We start from the raw sequence: 17,916 nt of genomic DNA on the forward strand, positions 1-17,916 counted from the left end.
CCGCCACGATAGGCCAGCCGCGCCTGACGGCTCGGGAGGGTGCCGGATGTTTCAGTTTGCTGCGCTGCCACCAAAACAGTCATGTGATCGACCTGCCTATAAACTCGACAAAGACAAGCCAACACCAAGCGTGCTATAAAGTCTAATCTTCGTTTCTAATCAATCTCGATAAATATAATTTATCGATCGGGAAAATCGCCCCCATGCTGGACTTCAGGTCGATCGAGACATTCCTCTGGGTTGTGAAGCTCGGCAGCTTTCGCGGCGCCGCAGCAAGGCTCAATACGACCCAGCCGGCGATCTCCCAGCGCATCGCCCAGCTCGAGCGCGAGATGGGCGTAAAGCTCCTGAATCGCGATCATCGCGTGGCCTCGCCGACGCCGAGCGGCCGGCAGATGATGGTCTATGCGGAGAAGCTGATTGGCCTGCGCGCGCAGATGATGGCCGAGATCGGCGACCGTTCCGCGATGCGCGGCGTGATGCGGCTCGGCGTCGCCGAGACCATCGTGCACACCTGGCTGCCGCGCCTCGTCAAGAGCGTGAACGAGCTCTATCCGAACCTGTCGCTGGAGATCGAGGTCGACATCACGCCGAACCTCACCGCGCGCCTGCTCGCGCAGGAGATCGAGCTTGCCTTTGTCGTCGGGCCGCTGTCGGCCTCCGGCGTGCACAATCGCGTGCTCGCCGATTACCCGATCGGCTTTCTCGCCAGCCCCTCGCTCGGCCTCGGCAAGGGACCCGTGACGCCGGCGGAGCTCGCGCGCTTTCCGATCATCACCTTCCCGCGCAAGACCAAGCCTTACGAGGTCGTGCGCGAGGTGTTCGACCGGCCGGAGCTGCCGCCGATCCGGCTGCATGCCTCTGCATCGCTTGCAACCGTCATCCACATGGCCGTCGAAGGCCTCGGCATCGCGGTGATCCCCGACGCCATCGTCGAGAACGAGCTCGCCGACGGGCGACTGCAACTGCTCGACACCGATCTTGCGATCGCGCCGCTGACATTCACGGCAAGCTGGCTCGCCTCGCCCGACGTGGTGGCGGTGGAGCGCGTCGCCCAGCTTGCCTGTCAGATTGCGCAGAGCAGCGTTACTGTTGACGCGCCCGCGCTGGCGCGTCATTGAAACAGGCGCCGGACAATCGAGAGACCGACCGCATGAGCCGAGCCGCCACGAACCTGCAAATCGATTCTGCCCGCCTCTGGGGCTCCATCCACGAGACCGCGCAATTCGGCGGAACGGCCAAGGGCGGCGTGCGGCGGCTGACGCTGAGCAGCGAAGACAAGCAGGTGCGCGACTGGTTCCGCAAGGCCTGCGAGGACGCAGGCCTCGAGGTGCACACTGACGCACTCGGCTCGCAGTTCGGTCTGCGCAAGGGCCGCGACATGTCGAAGCTGCCCGTCGGCATCGGCTCGCATCTCGACACCCAGCCGACCGGCGGCAAGTATGACGGCATTCTGGGAACGCTCGGCGCGCTCGAAGTGATGCGCACGCTGAACGACGCCGGCATCGAGACCGACGCGCCGATCTGCGTCGTCAACTGGACCAACGAGGAAGGCTCGCGTTTCGCTCCGGCGATGATGGCGTCCGCCGCTTATGTCGGCGACTTCACCACCGACGACATCCTCTCGCGCAAGGACATCGACGGCACCACCGTCGGCCAGGCGCTCGACAGCATCGGCTATCGCGGCGACAAGCCGGTCGGCTTCCAGAAGCTCGGCTGCTTCGTCGAGCTGCACATCGAGCAAGGTCCGATTTTGGAAGCCGAAGGCAAGACCATCGGCGTGGTCGATTCCGGCCAGGGCGTGCTCTGGTACGACGGCAAGATCTCCGGCTTCGAGAGCCATGCCGGATCGACCCCGATGCCGCTGCGGCGCGATGCGCTGGCCACACTCTCCGAGATCGTTCTGGCGATGGAAGCCATCGCGAAGAAGCACGGACCGAAGGCGGTCGGCACCATCGGCGAGGCCGTCATCGCCAACCCATCGCGCAACGTCATTCCCGGCGAGATCGCGTTCACCATGGATTGCCGCAGCGCGGACGGCGCCATCATGGATGCGCTCGACCGCGACCTGCGTGCCGCCATTGCCGAGATCGCCGCGCGCCGCAAGGTCGACGTCAAGATCGACCTGGTCTGGCGCAAGCCGCCGACGCATTTCGATCCGAAGCTGATTGCCGCGGTCGAAAACGCGGCAAAGACGCTCGGCTACTCCTCGCGCCGCATCACCTCCGGCGCCGGCCACGATGCCTGCAACCTCAATACCGTCATGCCGGCGGCGATGGTGTTCGTGCCCTGCAAGGACGGCATCAGCCACAACGAGCTCGAGGACGCCACGCAGCCCGACTGCGCCGCGGGCACCAACGTTCTCCTGCACACCGTCCTGGCAATCGCCGGCGTGGCATCCTGACCGGAGGGAACCATGCGCGGAGTTTTCGTCGACGCCAACGAAGCCCTCGCCGTGATCATGGAGCGCCTGGAGATATCAGGCGACCCCAAGATACGGATTCACAGGAATCCGGATATCAAGCCCGAGCAATATCCCGAAATTCTTGATGGCGCCGAGATCGCAATCGTCGATCACACCGCGCTGCCGACCGGGGTCGCGAAGCAATGCGCGGGGCTCAGGCACGTCGTGTTCCTCGGCACCGGCGCGCGCAGCTACATGAATCCGGAGGAGCTCGCCGAGCTCGGCATCTCCGTGCATCTGATCAAGGGATATGGCGACACGGCCGTCGCTGAATCCGCGATCGCGCTGATGTGGGCCTCGGCCCGCGTCATCGCGATGATGGACCGCGAGATGCGCGCCGGCAACTGGCTGCGCGAGGACGGCATGCAGCTCACCGGCAAGACGCTCGGCCTGATCGGCTTCGGCGGCATCGCCGCCGAGGTCGCTCGCATTGCATCCGGCAGCGGCATGAAGGTGATCGCCTGGAACCGCTCGCCGAAGAGTTTTCCGGGCGTCGAGTTCGCCGATCTCGACACGGTTCTGGCGAACAGCGACGTCGTGTCGCTGCATCTGCTGCTCAACGACGAAACGCGCGGCATGATCACGCGCGAGAAGATTTTTGCGATGAAGCCCGGTGTCATCCTCATCAACACCGCGCGCGCCGCTGTCATCGACGAGGCCGCTATGATCGACGCGCTGAAGTCGGGCCACATCCGCCATGCCGGGCTCGACGTCTTCAACATCGAGCCCCTGCCCGCGGACCATCCGCTGACAAAACTGCCGAACGTGACGTTGTCGGCCCACTCGGCCTTCCGCACGCCGGAAGCGAGCGAAAACCTGATTGAAGCGGCGTGGGAGCACTGCCGCCGGATCGTGAAATCGTAGGGTAGGTTAGCGAAGCGTAACCTACCTCTTTCTGTGGCCCTACACGTGGTGGGTTACGCCTTCGGCTAACCCACCTTGCGCAAACCCGCCGGATCGTAAAAGGATAAGAGCAACAACAATGGCCGACTATCGCACCATCAAGGCAGAACCGCTCACCAACGCCATCCGCGCCATCGTCAAGGCCGGCGGCTCCTCGGACCGCGAGGCCGAACTCGTCTCAACCAATCTCGTCGAGGCCAACCTCAAGGGACATGACTCGCACGGCGTCGGCATGATCCCGCGCTATGTCTCGAGCGTCGTCAACGGCGGCCTCGCCGTGAACGCGCATGTCAAGACCGTGCTCGACACCGGCCCGCTTCTCACCCTCGACGGCCTCACCGGCTACGGCCAGGTGATCGGCCATGAGGCGATGGAGCTGGCCGCAGAGCGCGCCAAGCAAAACGGCGTGTGCCTCGTCGGCCTTTCCAACTCGCACCATATCGGCCGCATCGGCCACTGGGCCGAGCAGTGCATCGACCACGGGCTGGTGTCGATCCATTTCGTCAACGTGATCTCGCGCCCGATCGTGGCGCCCTGGGGCGGCAGCGATGCCCGCCACGGCACCAACCCGTTCTGCGTCGGCATCCCGCGCCGGGGCAAGGACCCGATCGTGCTCGACTTCGCCACCAGCAGGATCGCGCAGGGCAAGACCCGCGTCGCCCACAACAAGGGCGTCGAGCTCGAGCCCGGCACCATCATCGACAATGAAGGCAAGCCGACCACCAACCCGCGCTACACCGTGATCCCGCCGCACGGCGCCATCCTGCCGTTCGGCGAGCACAAGGGCTCGGGCCTCGCGCTGGTGTGCGAAATCCTCGGCGGCGCGCTCTCCGGCGGCCAGGCGGTCAAGGGTCCGTCCGACGGCAAGTACAACGTCCTCAACGGCATGCTCTCGATCGTCATCGACCCGAACAAGCTCGGCACCGGCGAGAACCTTGCAAGCGAGGTCGAGAGCTTTGTTGCCTGGCACACGGGCTCACCGCCCGCTCCCGGCGTCGACAAGGTGAAGATCGCCGGCGAACCCGAGCGCGAGACCAAGAAGAAGCGGTTGGCCGAAGGCATCCCGGTCGATCCGACCACCTGGCAGGAGATTCTGGAGGCCGGGAAGAAGTTCGGGCTGGATCAGGCGGCGATCGAGAAGATCGCGGGCTGACCGGGAGCGAAGCGCGGCTCTCCGTCGGGCTCCGACCTCATGGACGATCGCGCATATGAGGCTGGACAGCGACGAAGAGTCGCCGCGCCTTTTGAGCGAATTTGAACCGGCCCGCGTCGTCTTGCGACAACGCGGATATCCCGGCTCACATCCGTCCCCGAGGTTCGCATGCTCTCCCGTCTCGCAAAGCTCATGTCCGGCTCAAGCAGGCCGTCAGCCGCGGCCGATCTCTACCGGCAACGGCTCGCGACCTATGAAAGCGAGCTTGGCGAGCCCGAGCACAGCTTCACCGACATCGCGGAGCGCCGCATCGACCTCCACGCCTTTGGCCGCGACTTCGTGCCGGTGTGCCAGGAGGGCTCTGACGAAGGCTACGTGCTTCTGACCAACGGCATGAGCGAGCAGCGGATGCCGGGCGTGCGTGGGGACGCCAAGCCGCGCGCCGAACTGATGTGGTATGTTCGCGAACCGACAGAGGAGGTTTGCGCCAATCTGCGCTGGCTGGCCAATCTGCCGTTCATCGACACGACCTGGCTCGGCTTCGGCCATCGCGTCGCGCTGCCGTGGCCGCCGGTTGCGGGAACGGACTTCCAGACGTTCCTGTTGCTCACACCGGTCATCGGCCCCGATAAGCAGATCGCCGAGGCGCTGGAGATCGCGGGCGATCCCGTCGAGATCCTGACCGTGAACCTGATCTCGGATCAGGAGCTCGGGCTCATCAAGTCCAGGGGGCTCGATCCGTTTCTCGATCTGCTCGACGAGAACGACTACCCGCCGATCTTCGATCCGACGCGGAAGTCGTATGTTTGAGCTGTAGGGTGGGTTAGCGAAGCGTAACCCACCACTGTTCGTATCCGCGCAAACAAAAGAGGTTGGTTACGCCCAGCGGACCACGCTTCGCGTGGCCGCAAGGCTAACCCACCCTACGCAGCTCGTTCCCTCAATCCACCATATCCGCGACTGCCTTGCCGCAGGCCGTCGTGTCGGCATTGCCGCCGAGATCCTTGGTGCGCAATGTCCGCTCGGCCAGCGTGCGCTCGATCGCCTCGACGATCGATTTGCCGGCGACCTTCTCGCCGAGATGATCGAGCATCATCGCGCCCGACCAGATCGCGCCGATCGGGTTCGCAATGCCCTGCCCCGCGATGTCAGGCGCCGAGCCGTGCACCGGCTCGAACACCGACGGGAAATCGCCCTCGGGATTGATGTTGCCCGACGGCGCGATGCCGATCGTGCCGGTGCAGGCCGGGCCGAGATCGGAGAGGATGTCGCCGAACAAATTGGAGCCGACCACGACGTCGAACCAGTCCGGGTGCAGCACGAAATTCGCGGTGAGAATGTCGATGTGGTACTTGTCCCACTTCACGCCCGGGAATTTCTTGGCCATCGCCTCCACGCGCTCGTCCCAATAGGGCATGGTGATGGAGATGCCGTTGGACTTGGTCGCCGAGGTCAAATGCTTCTTCGGCCGCGACTGCGCGAGCTCGAAGGCGAACTTCAGGATGCGGTCGACGCCCACGCGGGTCATCACCGTCTGCTGCGTCACGAACTCGCGGTCGGTGTCGGGGAACATGCGACCGCCGACGGAAGAATACTCGCCTTCGGTGTTCTCGCGCACCACCCAGAAATCGATGTCGCCGGGCTTGCGGCCCGCCAGCGGCGACGGCACGCCGGGCATCAGGCGCACCGGGCGCAAATTCACATACTGGTCGAACTCGCGGCGGAATTTGATCAGCGAGCCCCACAGCGAGACGTGATCCGGAATCTTGGCCGGCCAGCCGACCGCGCCGAAATAGATCGCGTCATGCTTGCCGATCTTTTCCTTCCAATCGTCCGGCATCATCTGGCCGTGCTTCTCGTAATAGTCCCAGGACGAGAAGTCGAAATGGTCGAAATGCAGGGACACGCCGTGCTTCTTGGCCGCTGCCTCCAAAACGCGCAGGCCCTCGGGCATCACTTCCTTGCCGATGCCGTCGCCGGGAATGACCGCGATCCGGTATTGTTTCTTGCTCATCGAGAACGTCCTTGGTTGGTCCGGCAGCCGCCGTCTTTTTTGACCGCACTGCAATGAACCAAACTCGGCGGCAGTGCAACGCTGCACTGCAATGTTGACCATGGCGCGGCCAAGCGCCTACTGGTTTGATCCTGTTCCCACCGAGCGAGTACCCCTCATGGATCTGCATCTGCGTGGCAAGCGCGTCCTGATCACGGGCGCGTCCAAGGGCATTGGCGCAGCTGCCGCCGAGGCGTTTGCCGAGGAAGGCGCACATCTGCTGCTGGCGGCCCGCAGCGGCGACCAGCTCAAGGCTCTGGCCGATCGCCTGCGCTCCGCGCACCAGATCGATGCCGCCACGAGCATCGTGGACCTGCGCAAGGCCGACGACATCGCGCGGCTGGCCAAGGAGGCCGCCGACGTCGACGTGCTCGTCAACAATGCCGGCGACATCCCCGGCGGCTCCATCGACAAGATCGACGAGGCGACCTGGCGCCACGCCTGGGAGTTGAAGGTGTTCGGCTACATCAACCTGACGCGGCAGATCTATGCGCAGATGAAGGCCAAGGGCGGCGGCGTGATCGTCAACGACATCGGCGCGGCCGGCGAGAAGTTCGACGCCAACTACATCTGCGGCAGCGCCGGCAATGCCGCGCTGATGGCCTTCACCCGCGCGCTCGGGGGCAAGAGCCTCGCGGACAACATCCGCGTGGTGGGCATCAATCCCGGCCCTGTCGGCACGGACCGTCACGTTACGCTGCTCAAGACCCGCGCAAAGCACCAGTTCGGCGACGAGAGCCGTTACAAGGAATTCCAGAAAAGTCTGCCGCTCGGCCGCCCCGCGCATGCGCGCGAGATCGGCGACCTCATGGCGTTCCTGGCGTCGGATCGCGCCGGATATACCTCGGGTGTGATCTACACGGTGGACGGCGGTATCAGCGCCGGCTGGGGTTAGAATCTATCCGCGTCATTGCGAGCGCAGCGAAGCAATCCAGGAATGCATCCGCTCTGGCAGTCTGGATTGCTTCGCTGCGCTCGCAATGACGATTGAATAAGCACAGGAGTAAACTAGTTGTCTCAAGACCTGATCCGCGAAACCGCCTGCGCCGTCGTCGACAAGCTGCGCTCCGGCGACGTCTCGCCGCTCGAACTGCTGGACGTGGTGGAGAAGCGCGTCAGTGAGGTCGACGGCAAGGTCAACGCGCTGCCGACGCTGTGCTTCGATCGCGCGCGGACCAATGCAAAGGCGCTGATGCAGAAGCCGGCGGGCGCGCGCGGGTTGCTCGCAGGGTTGCCGGTGCCGATCAAGGATCTCACCGAGGTTGCCGGCGTCTTGAACACGCAGGGATCGCCAATCTACAAGGACAACATTCCGGCAAAATCCGACCTCATGGTCGAGAACCTCGAAGCCAACGGTGCGGTCGTCTACGCCAAATCCAACACGCCGGAGTTCGGCGCCGGCGCCAACACCTTCAACGAGGTGTTCGGCGCAACCCTCAATCCCTGGGATACGACCAAGTCGGCGGCCGGCTCGTCCGGTGGAGCGGCGGTGGCCCTGGCGACCGGCATGGCCTGGCTCGCCCAGGGCTCCGACATGGGCGGCTCCCTGCGCAGCCCCGCGGCTTTCTGCGGCGTCGTTGGCATGCGCCCGAGCATCGGACGCGTCGCGCACACGCCCAAGTCGGGCATCGATCGCAATCTCGGCGTGGTCGGGCCGATGGCGCGCAACGTCGAGGATCTCGCGCTGCTGCTGGATGCCATGAGCGGCGACTATGCGGACGACCCGCTGTCGCTGCCGGCGCCTGCGACCTCGTTCCTGTCGGCAGCACAGTCGAGCAGGAAGCCGAAGCGCATCGCCTACTCGCCCGACCTCGGCATTACCCCCGTCGACCCCGAGGTCAAGGCAATCACGCGCAAGGCCGCCGAGCGCTTCGCGGAAGCCGGCGCCATCGTCGAGGAGGCGCATCCGGACTGGCGCGAGGCGCATGAATGCTTCCACGTGCTGCGCGCGTTCGATTTCGCGATCACCAAGGCCAACCTGCTGCGGACCAAGCGCGACCTGCTCAAGCCCGAAGTGATCTGGAACATCGAGGAGGGCCTGAAGCTCACCGTCGAGCAGCTCGCGCGCGCCGAGGCGCAGCGCGTCGGCATGACCGCCCGTGCGATCGAGTTCTTCAGGAGCTACGATCTGCTGCTGGTGCCGACCACGATCGTGCCGCCCTTCCCGATCGAGCACCGCTACGTCGCCGAATGCGCCGGCAAGCGGTTCGACAATTACGTCGAGTGGCTCGGCATCGTCTACGCCATCACGCTCGCCTGCTGCCCTGCGCTCTCGCTGCCCTGCGGCTTCACGGCGTCAGGCCTGCCGGTCGGCGTGCAAGTGGTCGGCGCCCCGCGCGCGGATGCGCAGGTGATCGCCGGCGCAAAGGTGCTGGAAGATATTCTGGGCTTGCGCGGCAATACGCCGATCGATCCGAAGGTGAAGAAATAGCACGTCGCACACGCGGTAGGCTCCCTCGCCCCGCTCTTGCGGGGAGAGGGTTGGGGTGAGGGGCCTCTCTCCGCGCGTGAGAATGCCGACGAACCTGTGCCCCCTCACCCGAATTCGATCTGCGATCGAATTCGACCTCTCCCCGCAAGCGGGGAGAGGTTAAGAAACATCACCTTCCGCTCGACGCCTCCAGGCCACGGCTGTAGCGCGACATCGCAAAACAAAAGACAAAGTAGATCGCGGCAACGAAGATGTAGACCTCGACCGAAAACTGCTGCCAGGCCGGATCGATGATCGCGGTCTTGGCCGTCGTCAGCAGGTCGAAGATGCCGATGATCAGTACGAGGCTGGTGTCCTTGAAGAATGCGATGAAGGTGTTGACCAGCGGCGGGATGACGTGGCGGATCGCCTGCGGCAGGACGATCAGCCGGTGCTTGCGCCAATAGGACAGACCGAGCGCATCGGCAGCCTCATATTGCCCGCGCGGCACGGCCTGGAGGCCGCCGCGAATGACTTCGGCAAGATAGGCGCCCGCAAACAGGATGATCGCGACCTGGGCACGCAGCAGCTTGTCGATGTTGAATCCACTGGGCATGAACAGCGGAAACATCACGCTCGCCATGAACAGCAGGCTCACCAGCGGCACGCCGCGGATCAGCTCGACATAGAGCACGCTGAGCGAACGGATCGCCGGCAGTTTTGAACGCCGGCCGAGCGCAACGAGGATGCCGAGCGGGAAGCCAAATGCAAGGCCGAACGTCGCCAGGATTAGCGTCACCGGCAATCCGCCCCAGCGGTCCTGCGAGACGAAGGAGAGCCCGAACACGCCGCCCCACATCAGCACGCTGATCAGCGCAAGCGCCGCGATCCAGAGATAGACCAGCTCGCGCCGCCACAGGGCACGGCGGCTGGAGAGACAGAACAGCGCGATGAACAGCACCACCGACAGCGCCGGCCGCCACTGCTCGTCGAACGGATAGGTGCCGAACAGGATGAAGCGATATTTTTCCGGGATGATCGCCCAGCAGGCGCCGAGGCCGCGCACGGCACGGCAGGCGCTGGAGTCGTTTGCCGGCGTCAGCCATACGGCATTTGCGATGCCCCATTGCACGAAGCTGAAGATGCCCTTGGCGAGGATCGCCAGCAGCACGACCGACAGAATGCCGTTGGGGATCGACGAGAACAGATTGGTTCGGAGCCAGTACAGTACCGGATTTCCCATCTGCGGACGGCGAGCGGCGCGCGGCGCGTCCGGGATGTCGGCGATCACAGTCATGCTCAGCGCTCCACCAGCGCGATGCGCGAATTATACCAGTTCATGAAGAAACTGATGCCAAGGCTGATGGTTAAAAACACCGCCATGATCAGCGCGATCGCCTCGATCGCCTGCCCGGTCTGGTTCAGCGTGGTGTTGGCGACCGAGACCACGTCCTGGTAGCCGATCGCGACCGCGAGCGAGGAGTTCTTGGTCAGATTGAGATACTGGCTCGTCATCGGCGGCACGATCACGCGCAGCGCCTGCGGCAGGATGATCTGCCGCAGCATGAAGCTGCGGCGCAGGCCGAGCGCATTGGCGGCATCCCACTGCCCGCGCGGCACGGACTGGATGCCGCTGCGCACGATCTCGGCGATGAAGGCCGAGGTGTAGGTGACGAGCGCGATCAGCAGCGCGAAATACTCGGGTGCGAGCGTCAACCCGCCGACGAAGTTGAAGCCGCGCAATTCCGGCCATTCGATCGTCCAGGGCACGCCAAGCGCCACGGACACCGCCGTCGGCAGCGCGAGAACGAGGCCGATTGCAAACGGCCAGGCCGGCCGCGGCTTGCCGTCTCGCATCTGCTGCGCGATCAGCCATCGCCGGATCAGAACGAATGCGGCAAGCCCCAGTACGGCAGTGCCGAGAACCCAGAGTTGTGGCGCTGCAATCGGGATCGCCGGAAGGATCAGGCCGCGATTGGAGAGGAACACACCCTCGACCGGCCTGAACGCCGCGCGTGCGGCCGGCAGCGTCTGCATCAGCACGTACCAGAACAGGAGCTGGAGCAGCAGCGGAATGTCGCGGAGCGTTTCGACATAGACCGCCGCGAGCCGCGACAGCAGCCAGTTGGCCGACAGCCGCGAAATGCCGATCAACGTGCCCAGAATCGTCGCGAGCACGATGCCGATCACGGCGACCCGCAGCGTGTTGGCAATGCCGACGACGAACGCCCAGAGGTAGCTGTCTCTCGGACTGTAGGCCAGCAGACTGTCGGCGATCGGCATGCCGGCCTCGCGGCCGAGGAAGGCAAAGCCTGTGGTGATGCGGCGGGCCGAGAGATTGGTGACGGTGTTGGACCAGAGGAAGGCGATCACCGCGAGCGCAATGCCGACCACCAGCACCTGCCAGACCAGGCCCTTCAATTCGTTGGGCCCGAGCGCAAGGAAGCGGCGGCGCGGCGGCGGTCTGGGGTGATCGGCAGTCACGGCGCAAAAATCCTTCTCAAATGCAGCGATTTCCGGCAGCGCACGTCAACTGTTGCACCAAACCATAGTTCGTGCAACAAATGTTTCATGGCCGAGCCCGCGAAATCCTCGCCGCTGAATGAACTGCGCATTGCGTTGCCATCGCTCCCGATGCGCTTGCAGGAGGTCGGGCGCTTCGTCGCGGCCAATGATTACGACGCCACCACCCGTTCGATGCGCGATCTCGCGGCTGTTGCCGGCGCCGATCCAGCCGCGTTCACGCGACTTGCAAAAGCCATTGGCTATTCCGGCTGGGACGAATTGCGTGCGGCGCTGACCGAAGCGCGGCGGCCATCGCAGACCTCGCCCTTCTCCGGCCGCGCCAAGAGCCGCCGCCACGGCCCCGACGCCGATGTCGCGCTCATCACCGACAAGCTTGAGGCCGAAGCTGCGGGCCTGCCGCGCATCTCCACCCACGCGATCGCGGACGCAGCCCGCACGCTGCACGAGGCCAAGCGGATCTGGATCACCGGCTATCGCAGTTGCCGGAGCGTCGCGGAACTTCTGAACTACGAGCTCCGACTGTTCCGTCCCGAACAGGTGCAGCTCGTCGGCGCGTCCGGCCCCGACGATCTCGACCTCGGCGCGTTCCGCCCCGGCGAAGCCGTCATCGTCATTGGCTTCCTGCCCTACACGCATGCCAGCGTCCGGGTCGCGCAGGCCGCCTATCGCGCGGGCGCGAAGCTGATTGCGATCGCCGACAGCGTGGCCGCGCCAATGGCCGAGGGCGCCGACCACGCGCTGCTGTTCGAAGCCGCCTCTTCCCCCGGCTTCTTCCCGAGTCTCACCGGCGCCATCGCGATCGCGCAGTCGCTCGCGGCGGTGACGTTCTCGCTCGGCGGCGCGGCCGCGAAGAAGCGCCTGGAAAATACCGAGGCGCGGCTTGCCGCGGCCTCCACTTACGTCCCGGAGAAAGGTTGACCCATGAGCACCCGCACCAGCCGCGTGCTGCACCGTTCGTTGCGCGAGACGCCGCCCAAGGCGATCGGCGGCGAAGGCGTCTATCTCTTCGCCGAGGACGGACGGCGCATCATCGACGCGTCGGGCGGGGCAGCGGTCTCCTGCCTCGGCCACCAGCATCCGCGCGTGATCGCGGCGATGGCCAAGCAGGCTTCGACGCTGGCCTATGCGCACACCGCCTTCTTCTCGTCAGAGCCCGCCGAAGCGCTGGCCGAGCGGCTGGTCGGGCACGAGCCCGGCGGTCTCGCCTACGCCTATTTCGTCAGCGGCGGATCGGAAGCGATCGAGGCCAGTATCAAGCTGGCACGGCAATATTTCATCGAGCGCGGCGAGCCGCAGCGGCAGCATTTCATCGCCCGGCGGCAGAGCTATCACGGCAACACGCTTGGCGCGCTGGCGGCCGGCGGCAACGCCTGGCGCCGCGCGCCCTACGCGCCGCTGCTCTCGGCCGCCTTCAGCCATGTAACGCCGGCCTTTGCCTATCACGAGAAGCACGAGGGCGAGTCGGATACGCAATTCGTGGCGCGGCTGGCGGTTGAGCTCGAAGCTGAATTTCAGCGGCTCGGTCCGAGCACAGTCGCGGCATTTCTCGCAGAGCCCGTGGTCGGCGCTACCGCCGGCGCGGTGACGGCGCCTGACGGCTATTTCAAGGCCGTGCGCGAAATCTGCGACCGGCATGGTGCGCTGCTGATCCTCGATGAAGTCATGTGCGGCATGGGCCGGACCGGCACCACGCATGCCTGGGAGCAGGAAGGCGTCGCGCCGGACATCCAGGCGATCGCAAAGGGACTCGGTGGCGGCTATCAGCCGATCGGTGCGATGCTCGCGAGCGGCAAGATCATCGACACCATCCGCTCAGGCTCCGGCGCGTTCCAGCACGGCCACACCTATCTCGCGCATCCCCTCGCCTGCGCGGCCGCGCTCGCGGTGCAGGACGTGATCCGCGACGACAACCTGCTTGAGCAAGTGAAGCAGCGGGGCAAGCAGCTCGAGCAGCGGCTGACCGAACGGTTCGGCAATCACCGCCATGTCGGCGATATCAGGGGCCGCGGCCTGTTCTGGGCGATCGAGCTGGTCGCCGATCGCGCCAGCCGCACCTCGTTCGATCCGACGCTCAAGCTCAGTCAGAAGATCAAGGCGGAGGCGTTCGCCAACGGGCTCGGCTGCTATCCCGGCGGCGGCACCGTGGACGGCGTCCGCGGCGACCACGTGCTGCTGGCGCCGCCCTATATCGCTTCGGCGGACGAGATCGACCTGATCGTCGACAGGCTCGGCGCGGCCGTCGACAATGTGTTGCGTAGTGTCAATCACTGAGGGGAGTAGCATGATGAGGAAAGTGGTTATCGCGGCGAGCGTGCTCGCAGCATCGACGGTTGCGGCTTCGGCGGCGACGCTCGACACGGTGAAGAGCCGCGGCATACTGGTGTGCGGCGTCAGCGCCGGCTTTGCCGGGTTCTCGGCCCCGGACTCGCAAGGCAATTACAAGGGCCTCGACGTCGATTATTGCCGCGCGCTTGCCGCCGGCGTGCTCGGCGATGCGACGAAAGTAAAGTACGTCTCCCTGACCGCGCAGAACCGCTTCACCGCGCTGCAATCGGGCGAGATCGACGTGCTCTACCGCAACTCGACGCAGACTTATCTGCGCGGCGTCACGCTGGGTCTCCGCCAGGGTCCGGTCAACTTCTACGACGGCCAGGGCTTTGTGGTGAAGAAAGACCTCGGCGTGAAGGAGATCAAGGATCTCAAGGGCGCCACCGTCTGCGTCGCGCAGGGCACCACGCATGAGGTCACGCTCGGCGATTACGGCCGCGCCAACGGCATCGACTGGAAGCCGCTGGTGTTCGACCGCGTCGACACCATGTACCAGACCTTCTTCGGCGGCCGCTGCGATGCCATGACCCAGGACGCCTCCGCGCTCGCCGGGGCCGTCACCACGGCTGCACCGAACCCGGCCGATTACGTCGTGCTGCCGCAGACCATCAGCAAGGAGCCGCTGGGGCCCTTCACCCGCAACGGCGACGAGGTCTGGAGCGACATCATCACCTGGCTGCATTACGGCCTGATCGAGGCCGAGGAGCTCGGCGTGACGCAAGCCAATGTCGAGGAGATGGCGAAGTCGCAGACGCCCGCGATCCAGCGCCTGCTCGGTGCCTCCGGCGATCTCGGCTCGCGGCTCGGGCTCGACAACAAATGGCTGGTCACGGCGATCAAGGCCACCGGCAATTACGGCGAGATCTACGAACGCAATGTCGGCAAGGCCAGCCCGCTCAAGCTCGATCGTGGCCTCAACGGCCTCTGGAGCAAGGGCGGCTTGATGTACGCGGTGCCGTTCAAGTAAACGGTGCTTTCACCTCTCCCCGCTCGCGGGGAGAGGTCGGATCGCATCGAAGATGTGATCCGGGTGAGGGGGACTCTCCGCGAGTCTCACTCTCACCGTCATCGTGGAAACGCCCCCTCACCCCAACCCTCTCCCCGCAAGCGGGGAGAGGGAGAAGAAGCAGCTACCGAATCCCATGCGCATCGCCCTGATCCACGCCCTCAAGCACTCCATCGCCCCGATCGAGGCGGCGTTCGCGAAGGCGTGGCCGGAGGCGCGGCTGATGAATCTGCTCGACGACAGCCTGTCGGCGGACCTGGCCCGAGACGGCGCGCTCAACGACGCCATGACCGCGCGCTTCCTCGCGCTGGGCGACTATGCAGCCGCCACGGGAGCGAACGGAATCCTGTTCACCTGCTCGGCTTTCGGCCCCTGTATCGAGGCGGTGGCGCGCGCGCATGCGCCGATGCCGGTGCTGAAGCCGAACGAAGCCATGATCGAGCAGGCCGTGACCATGGGCAAGCGGATCGGCCTGCTCTCCACCTTTCCACCGACGCTGGCCTCGATGCCGCCTGAGTTTCCCACCTCGGTCCAGGTCGTGCCAAAACTTGCCGATGGCGCGCTCGCGGCGCTCGATCGCGGCGACCGCGCCACGCATGACCGGCTGATCGTCGAGGCGTCAAAGGACCTCCGCGATTGCCACGTCATTGCGCTCGCCCAGTTCAGCATCGCAGCGACAGCCCCGCTGGTCGTGGAGGCCACCGGCCGCCCGGTCGTGACCACGCCGGACAGTGCAGTCGACAAGCTGATGAGGCTACTGAAAGCGAAGGTCTAGGCGCCGGTCTTCTTCCGACGTCGCGCGTCCTTGATTGCAGCAGCGAGCGCGGCCTTCGTTTCGCTCACAAAATCCTCGACCAGCTCCTCACGCGTGGCATGCGCGGCTTCGCCGGTGAACAGGCCCTGCTCGGCCAGCATCACGACGCCGTGCAGCGCCGCCCAGATCTTGAGCGCCTGCCGCTCGCGCAAGAAATCGACCGCGGGCGCTTCCAACGCTTCGATCACAAGGCCGAAAGTTTCGCGCGTGGCCTCATGCAGCTCGCTGCCCTTGGCCGCGCACGACACGGTGCGGGACGCGAACATCAGGCGATAGATGCCGTTGCGACGCAGGCCGAAATCGAGCGTCGCCTGCGCCAGCCGCGACAGCTTTGATTGCTTCGACGGCTTCGCCATCGCCTCGCGCAGAATTGCACTGAGCTGCCGGAACGCCTCCGCCGTCACCGCCGTTAGCAGCGCATCACGGTCGGCAAAGTGCCGATACGGCGCCGGCTGCGAGACGCCGAGTTGTTTTGCCAGCGCCTTGATGCTGATCGCCTCGGCACCGCCCCGCTCCGCCTCGCGCAACGCGGCCTTGATCAGGGCATCACGGAGATCGCCATGATGGTAGGTGTTTTCAGGCTTGCGGGCGAGTTGTGAACGCATGTTGAAGGCAAGCCTATAAGTTTGCGCTTGACAGGGGAAGCCTGTCGCGAATGTAATAGCATATAACTTAGAATAGGCGGCAAATGCCGCTGATAACATTGACATGAGGAACGCGCCGGCCTTCGGGCCTTGCGCACACGACCGAGGAAGCCGCCATGACAGAGCGACTGAGGGTTCACGTCGATCCCGACAAGTGCCAGGGCCACGCGCGCTGCAAGGCGCTGGCGCCGGAGCTGTTCGAGCTCGACGAATACGGCAACGCCCACGAAGCCGGCGACGGCACCGTACCGCCGGGCCTCGAAGACAAGGCCTGGCTTGCCAAATCCAATTGTCCGGAAATCGCGATCGATGTGATCGAGGAGTAGCGCGGCCTCTGCCGCCCCCACGTGCCTGCAGCGAACACGAGCCCTAAGGGATTCTCCTGCCATGTCCGACGTCAGCCAGCCTGTCGCCCATCCCCCCGTCACCGACTGGGTCAACGATTTCGACCACACCGATCCGCAGTGGACGGAGGATCCGTTCTCGATCTGGGAGGAGCTGCGCTCCGCGAGCCCGGTCGTGCACACAAAACGCTTCCTCGGCTGCTACATGCCGACCACCTATGAGGCCGTGCGCGAGATCGCCAACGACACCGAGCATTTCTCCTCACGCCGCATCATCGTCCGCGATATCAGGCCCGAGGTCGCCCGGAACGCCGCGCCGCCAATCACCTCCGATCCGCCCGTGCACAAGCCGGCCAAGCAATTGCTGCTGCCGCCCTTCACGCCGGATGCGATGAAGAAGCTCGAGCCGCGGATGCGCGCGATCTGCAACGAGCTGATCGACGGCTTCATTGCCGACGGCAAGGTCGATGCGGCCGCGCGCTATGCCAAATACATCCCGGTTCAGGCCATCGCGCACATGCTCGGCATTCCCGAGTCTGACAGCGATCTCTTCATCAACTGGATCCATATGATCCTCGAGCTCGGCATCAAGGACGAGAGCAAGCTGCTCCAGGCCGTGCAGGAAATGAGCGCCTATTTCAGGACGCATATCGAGGAGCGCAGATCGAAGCCGACCGACGATCTCATTTCCTATCTGATGAATGCCAGGGACAAGGAAGGCCAGCCGCTGGAAGAGTCTCACGTGCTGGGCTCGCTGCGCCTGCTGCTGATCGCCGGCATCGACACCACCTGGAGCGCGATCGGCTCCTCGCTCTGGCACCTCGCCCGGACGCCCGCCGACCGCGAGCGCCTGATCGCCGAGCCCGGGCTGATCCCGAACGCGGTGGAGGAGCTGCTGCGGGCCTATTCACCGGTGACGATGGCCCGCGAGGTGGTCAAGGAAACCACGATCTCGGGCTGCCCGGTCAAGGCGGGCAACATGGTGTTGCTGTCCTTCCCGGCGGCGAATCGCGATCCAAAAATGTTTCCGGATGCTGACAAAGTCGTGATCGACCGCCGGGAGAATCGCCACGCCGCCTTTGGCCTCGGCATCCACCGCTGCGTCGGTTCCAACCTGGCGCGGATGGAGATGCAGGTTGCGCTGGAGGAATGGCTGAAGCGGATTCCGGACTTCCGGCTCGATCCGGCAGGCACCGTGACCTGGTCGCAGGGCACGGTGAGAGGCCCCCGCCAGTTGCCATTTCTGTTCGGAAAGGCGATGTAGGCCTTTC

At 65.0% G+C, this 17,916-nt stretch carries 17 protein-coding genes; 13 read left to right on the top strand and 4 right to left on the bottom strand.

The features are described 5' to 3' along the window. Positions 1-203: 203 nt before the first annotated feature. The 5 genes from PMI42_RS17720 (at position 204) to PMI42_RS17740 (ending at position 5,330) form a co-directional block, all read left to right on the top strand. Positions 204-1,121 carry a LysR family transcriptional regulator gene (locus tag PMI42_RS17720; RefSeq protein ID WP_008136544.1) on the top strand — a complete coding sequence of 306 codons (918 nt, stop codon included), beginning with the start codon at positions 204-206 and terminating at the stop codon, positions 1,119-1,121. A gap of 32 nt (positions 1,122-1,153) precedes the next feature. After that, complete coding sequence (locus PMI42_RS17725) at positions 1,154-2,404, top strand: Zn-dependent hydrolase (protein WP_008136546.1); 1,251 nt, start codon at positions 1,154-1,156, stop codon at positions 2,402-2,404. A 12-nt stretch (positions 2,405-2,416) separates the two neighbouring features. Beyond that, positions 2,417-3,328 (top strand): NAD(P)-dependent oxidoreductase, encoded by a 912-nt coding sequence (locus tag PMI42_RS17730; RefSeq protein ID WP_008136548.1) that lies wholly within the window; start codon positions 2,417-2,419, stop codon positions 3,326-3,328. Between the two features lie 118 nt (positions 3,329-3,446). Then, a complete protein-coding gene (locus PMI42_RS17735) occupies positions 3,447-4,520 on the top strand; it encodes a malate/lactate/ureidoglycolate dehydrogenase (protein WP_008136550.1) in 1,074 nt (357 codons plus the stop codon). Positions 4,521-4,688: 168 nt separating this feature from the next. After that, positions 4,689-5,330, top strand: a complete 642-nt coding sequence (locus PMI42_RS17740) for a suppressor of fused domain protein (RefSeq protein ID WP_008136553.1) — start codon at positions 4,689-4,691, stop codon at positions 5,328-5,330. A 130-nt stretch (positions 5,331-5,460) separates the two neighbouring features. Here the strand turns inward: PMI42_RS17740 and PMI42_RS17745 are convergent, their stop codons facing one another. After that, a complete protein-coding gene (locus PMI42_RS17745; protein ID WP_008136555.1) occupies positions 5,461-6,534 on the bottom strand; it encodes a tartrate dehydrogenase in 1,074 nt (357 codons plus the stop codon). Positions 6,535-6,691: 157 nt separating this feature from the next. On the opposite strand from PMI42_RS17745, the gene PMI42_RS17750 reads away from it, so the two are divergent. Both PMI42_RS17750 and PMI42_RS17755 read left to right on the top strand, forming a co-directional pair. Beyond that, entirely contained in the window at positions 6,692-7,468 is a 777-nt protein-coding gene (locus PMI42_RS17750) for an SDR family oxidoreductase (protein WP_008136557.1), read from the top strand. 117 nt (positions 7,469-7,585) lie between these two features. Continuing rightward, the gene (locus PMI42_RS17755) at positions 7,586-9,004 is read left to right on the top strand and encodes an amidase (RefSeq protein ID WP_008136559.1); all 1,419 of its coding nucleotides are present in this window, start codon (positions 7,586-7,588) and stop codon (positions 9,002-9,004) included. A gap of 169 nt (positions 9,005-9,173) precedes the next feature. Here the strand turns inward: PMI42_RS17755 and PMI42_RS17760 are convergent, their stop codons facing one another. Next, the gene (locus PMI42_RS17760) at positions 9,174-10,280 is read right to left on the bottom strand and encodes an amino acid ABC transporter permease (RefSeq protein WP_008136561.1); all 1,107 of its coding nucleotides are present in this window, start codon (positions 10,278-10,280) and stop codon (positions 9,174-9,176) included. Positions 10,281-10,282: 2 nt separating this feature from the next. After that, positions 10,283-11,467, bottom strand: a complete 1,185-nt coding sequence (locus PMI42_RS17765; RefSeq protein WP_008136563.1) for an amino acid ABC transporter permease — start codon at positions 11,465-11,467, stop codon at positions 10,283-10,285. Between the two features lie 87 nt (positions 11,468-11,554). Between PMI42_RS17765 and PMI42_RS17770 the strand changes: the two genes are divergently transcribed. From PMI42_RS17770 to PMI42_RS17785, 4 genes are all read left to right on the top strand, one after another. Next, positions 11,555-12,427 (top strand): MurR/RpiR family transcriptional regulator, encoded by an 873-nt coding sequence (locus PMI42_RS17770; RefSeq protein ID WP_008136565.1) that lies wholly within the window; start codon positions 11,555-11,557, stop codon positions 12,425-12,427. A 3-nt stretch (positions 12,428-12,430) separates the two neighbouring features. Next, entirely contained in the window at positions 12,431-13,780 is a 1,350-nt protein-coding gene (locus PMI42_RS17775) for an aspartate aminotransferase family protein (RefSeq protein ID WP_008136566.1), read from the top strand. Between the two features lie 10 nt (positions 13,781-13,790). Beyond that, a complete protein-coding gene (locus PMI42_RS17780) occupies positions 13,791-14,804 on the top strand; it encodes an amino acid ABC transporter substrate-binding protein (RefSeq protein WP_008136568.1) in 1,014 nt (337 codons plus the stop codon). A gap of 175 nt (positions 14,805-14,979) precedes the next feature. Beyond that, complete coding sequence (locus PMI42_RS17785; RefSeq protein ID WP_008136569.1) at positions 14,980-15,618, top strand: aspartate/glutamate racemase family protein; 639 nt, start codon at positions 14,980-14,982, stop codon at positions 15,616-15,618. Here PMI42_RS17785 and PMI42_RS17790 read toward each other — a convergent pair. Beyond that, positions 15,615-16,262 (bottom strand): TetR/AcrR family transcriptional regulator, encoded by a 648-nt coding sequence (locus PMI42_RS17790; protein ID WP_008136570.1) that lies wholly within the window; start codon positions 16,260-16,262, stop codon positions 15,615-15,617. The two genes, PMI42_RS17785 and PMI42_RS17790, sit on opposite strands and share 4 nt — an antisense overlap. Before the next feature lie 155 nt (positions 16,263-16,417). Here PMI42_RS17790 and PMI42_RS17795 point away from each other — a divergent pair, with 155 nt between their 5' ends. Continuing rightward, complete coding sequence (locus PMI42_RS17795) at positions 16,418-16,627, top strand: ferredoxin (protein WP_007607931.1); 210 nt, start codon at positions 16,418-16,420, stop codon at positions 16,625-16,627. A gap of 61 nt (positions 16,628-16,688) precedes the next feature. After that, positions 16,689-17,909, top strand: coding sequence for a cytochrome P450 (locus PMI42_RS17800; RefSeq protein ID WP_008136574.1), 1,221 nt, complete (start codon positions 16,689-16,691; stop codon positions 17,907-17,909). Positions 17,910-17,916 lie beyond the last annotated feature (7 nt).

Origin of the sequence: Bradyrhizobium sp. YR681 (assembly GCF_000282615.1) — a bacterium.
In the GTDB taxonomy this organism is placed as follows: domain Bacteria; phylum Pseudomonadota; class Alphaproteobacteria; order Rhizobiales; family Xanthobacteraceae; genus Bradyrhizobium.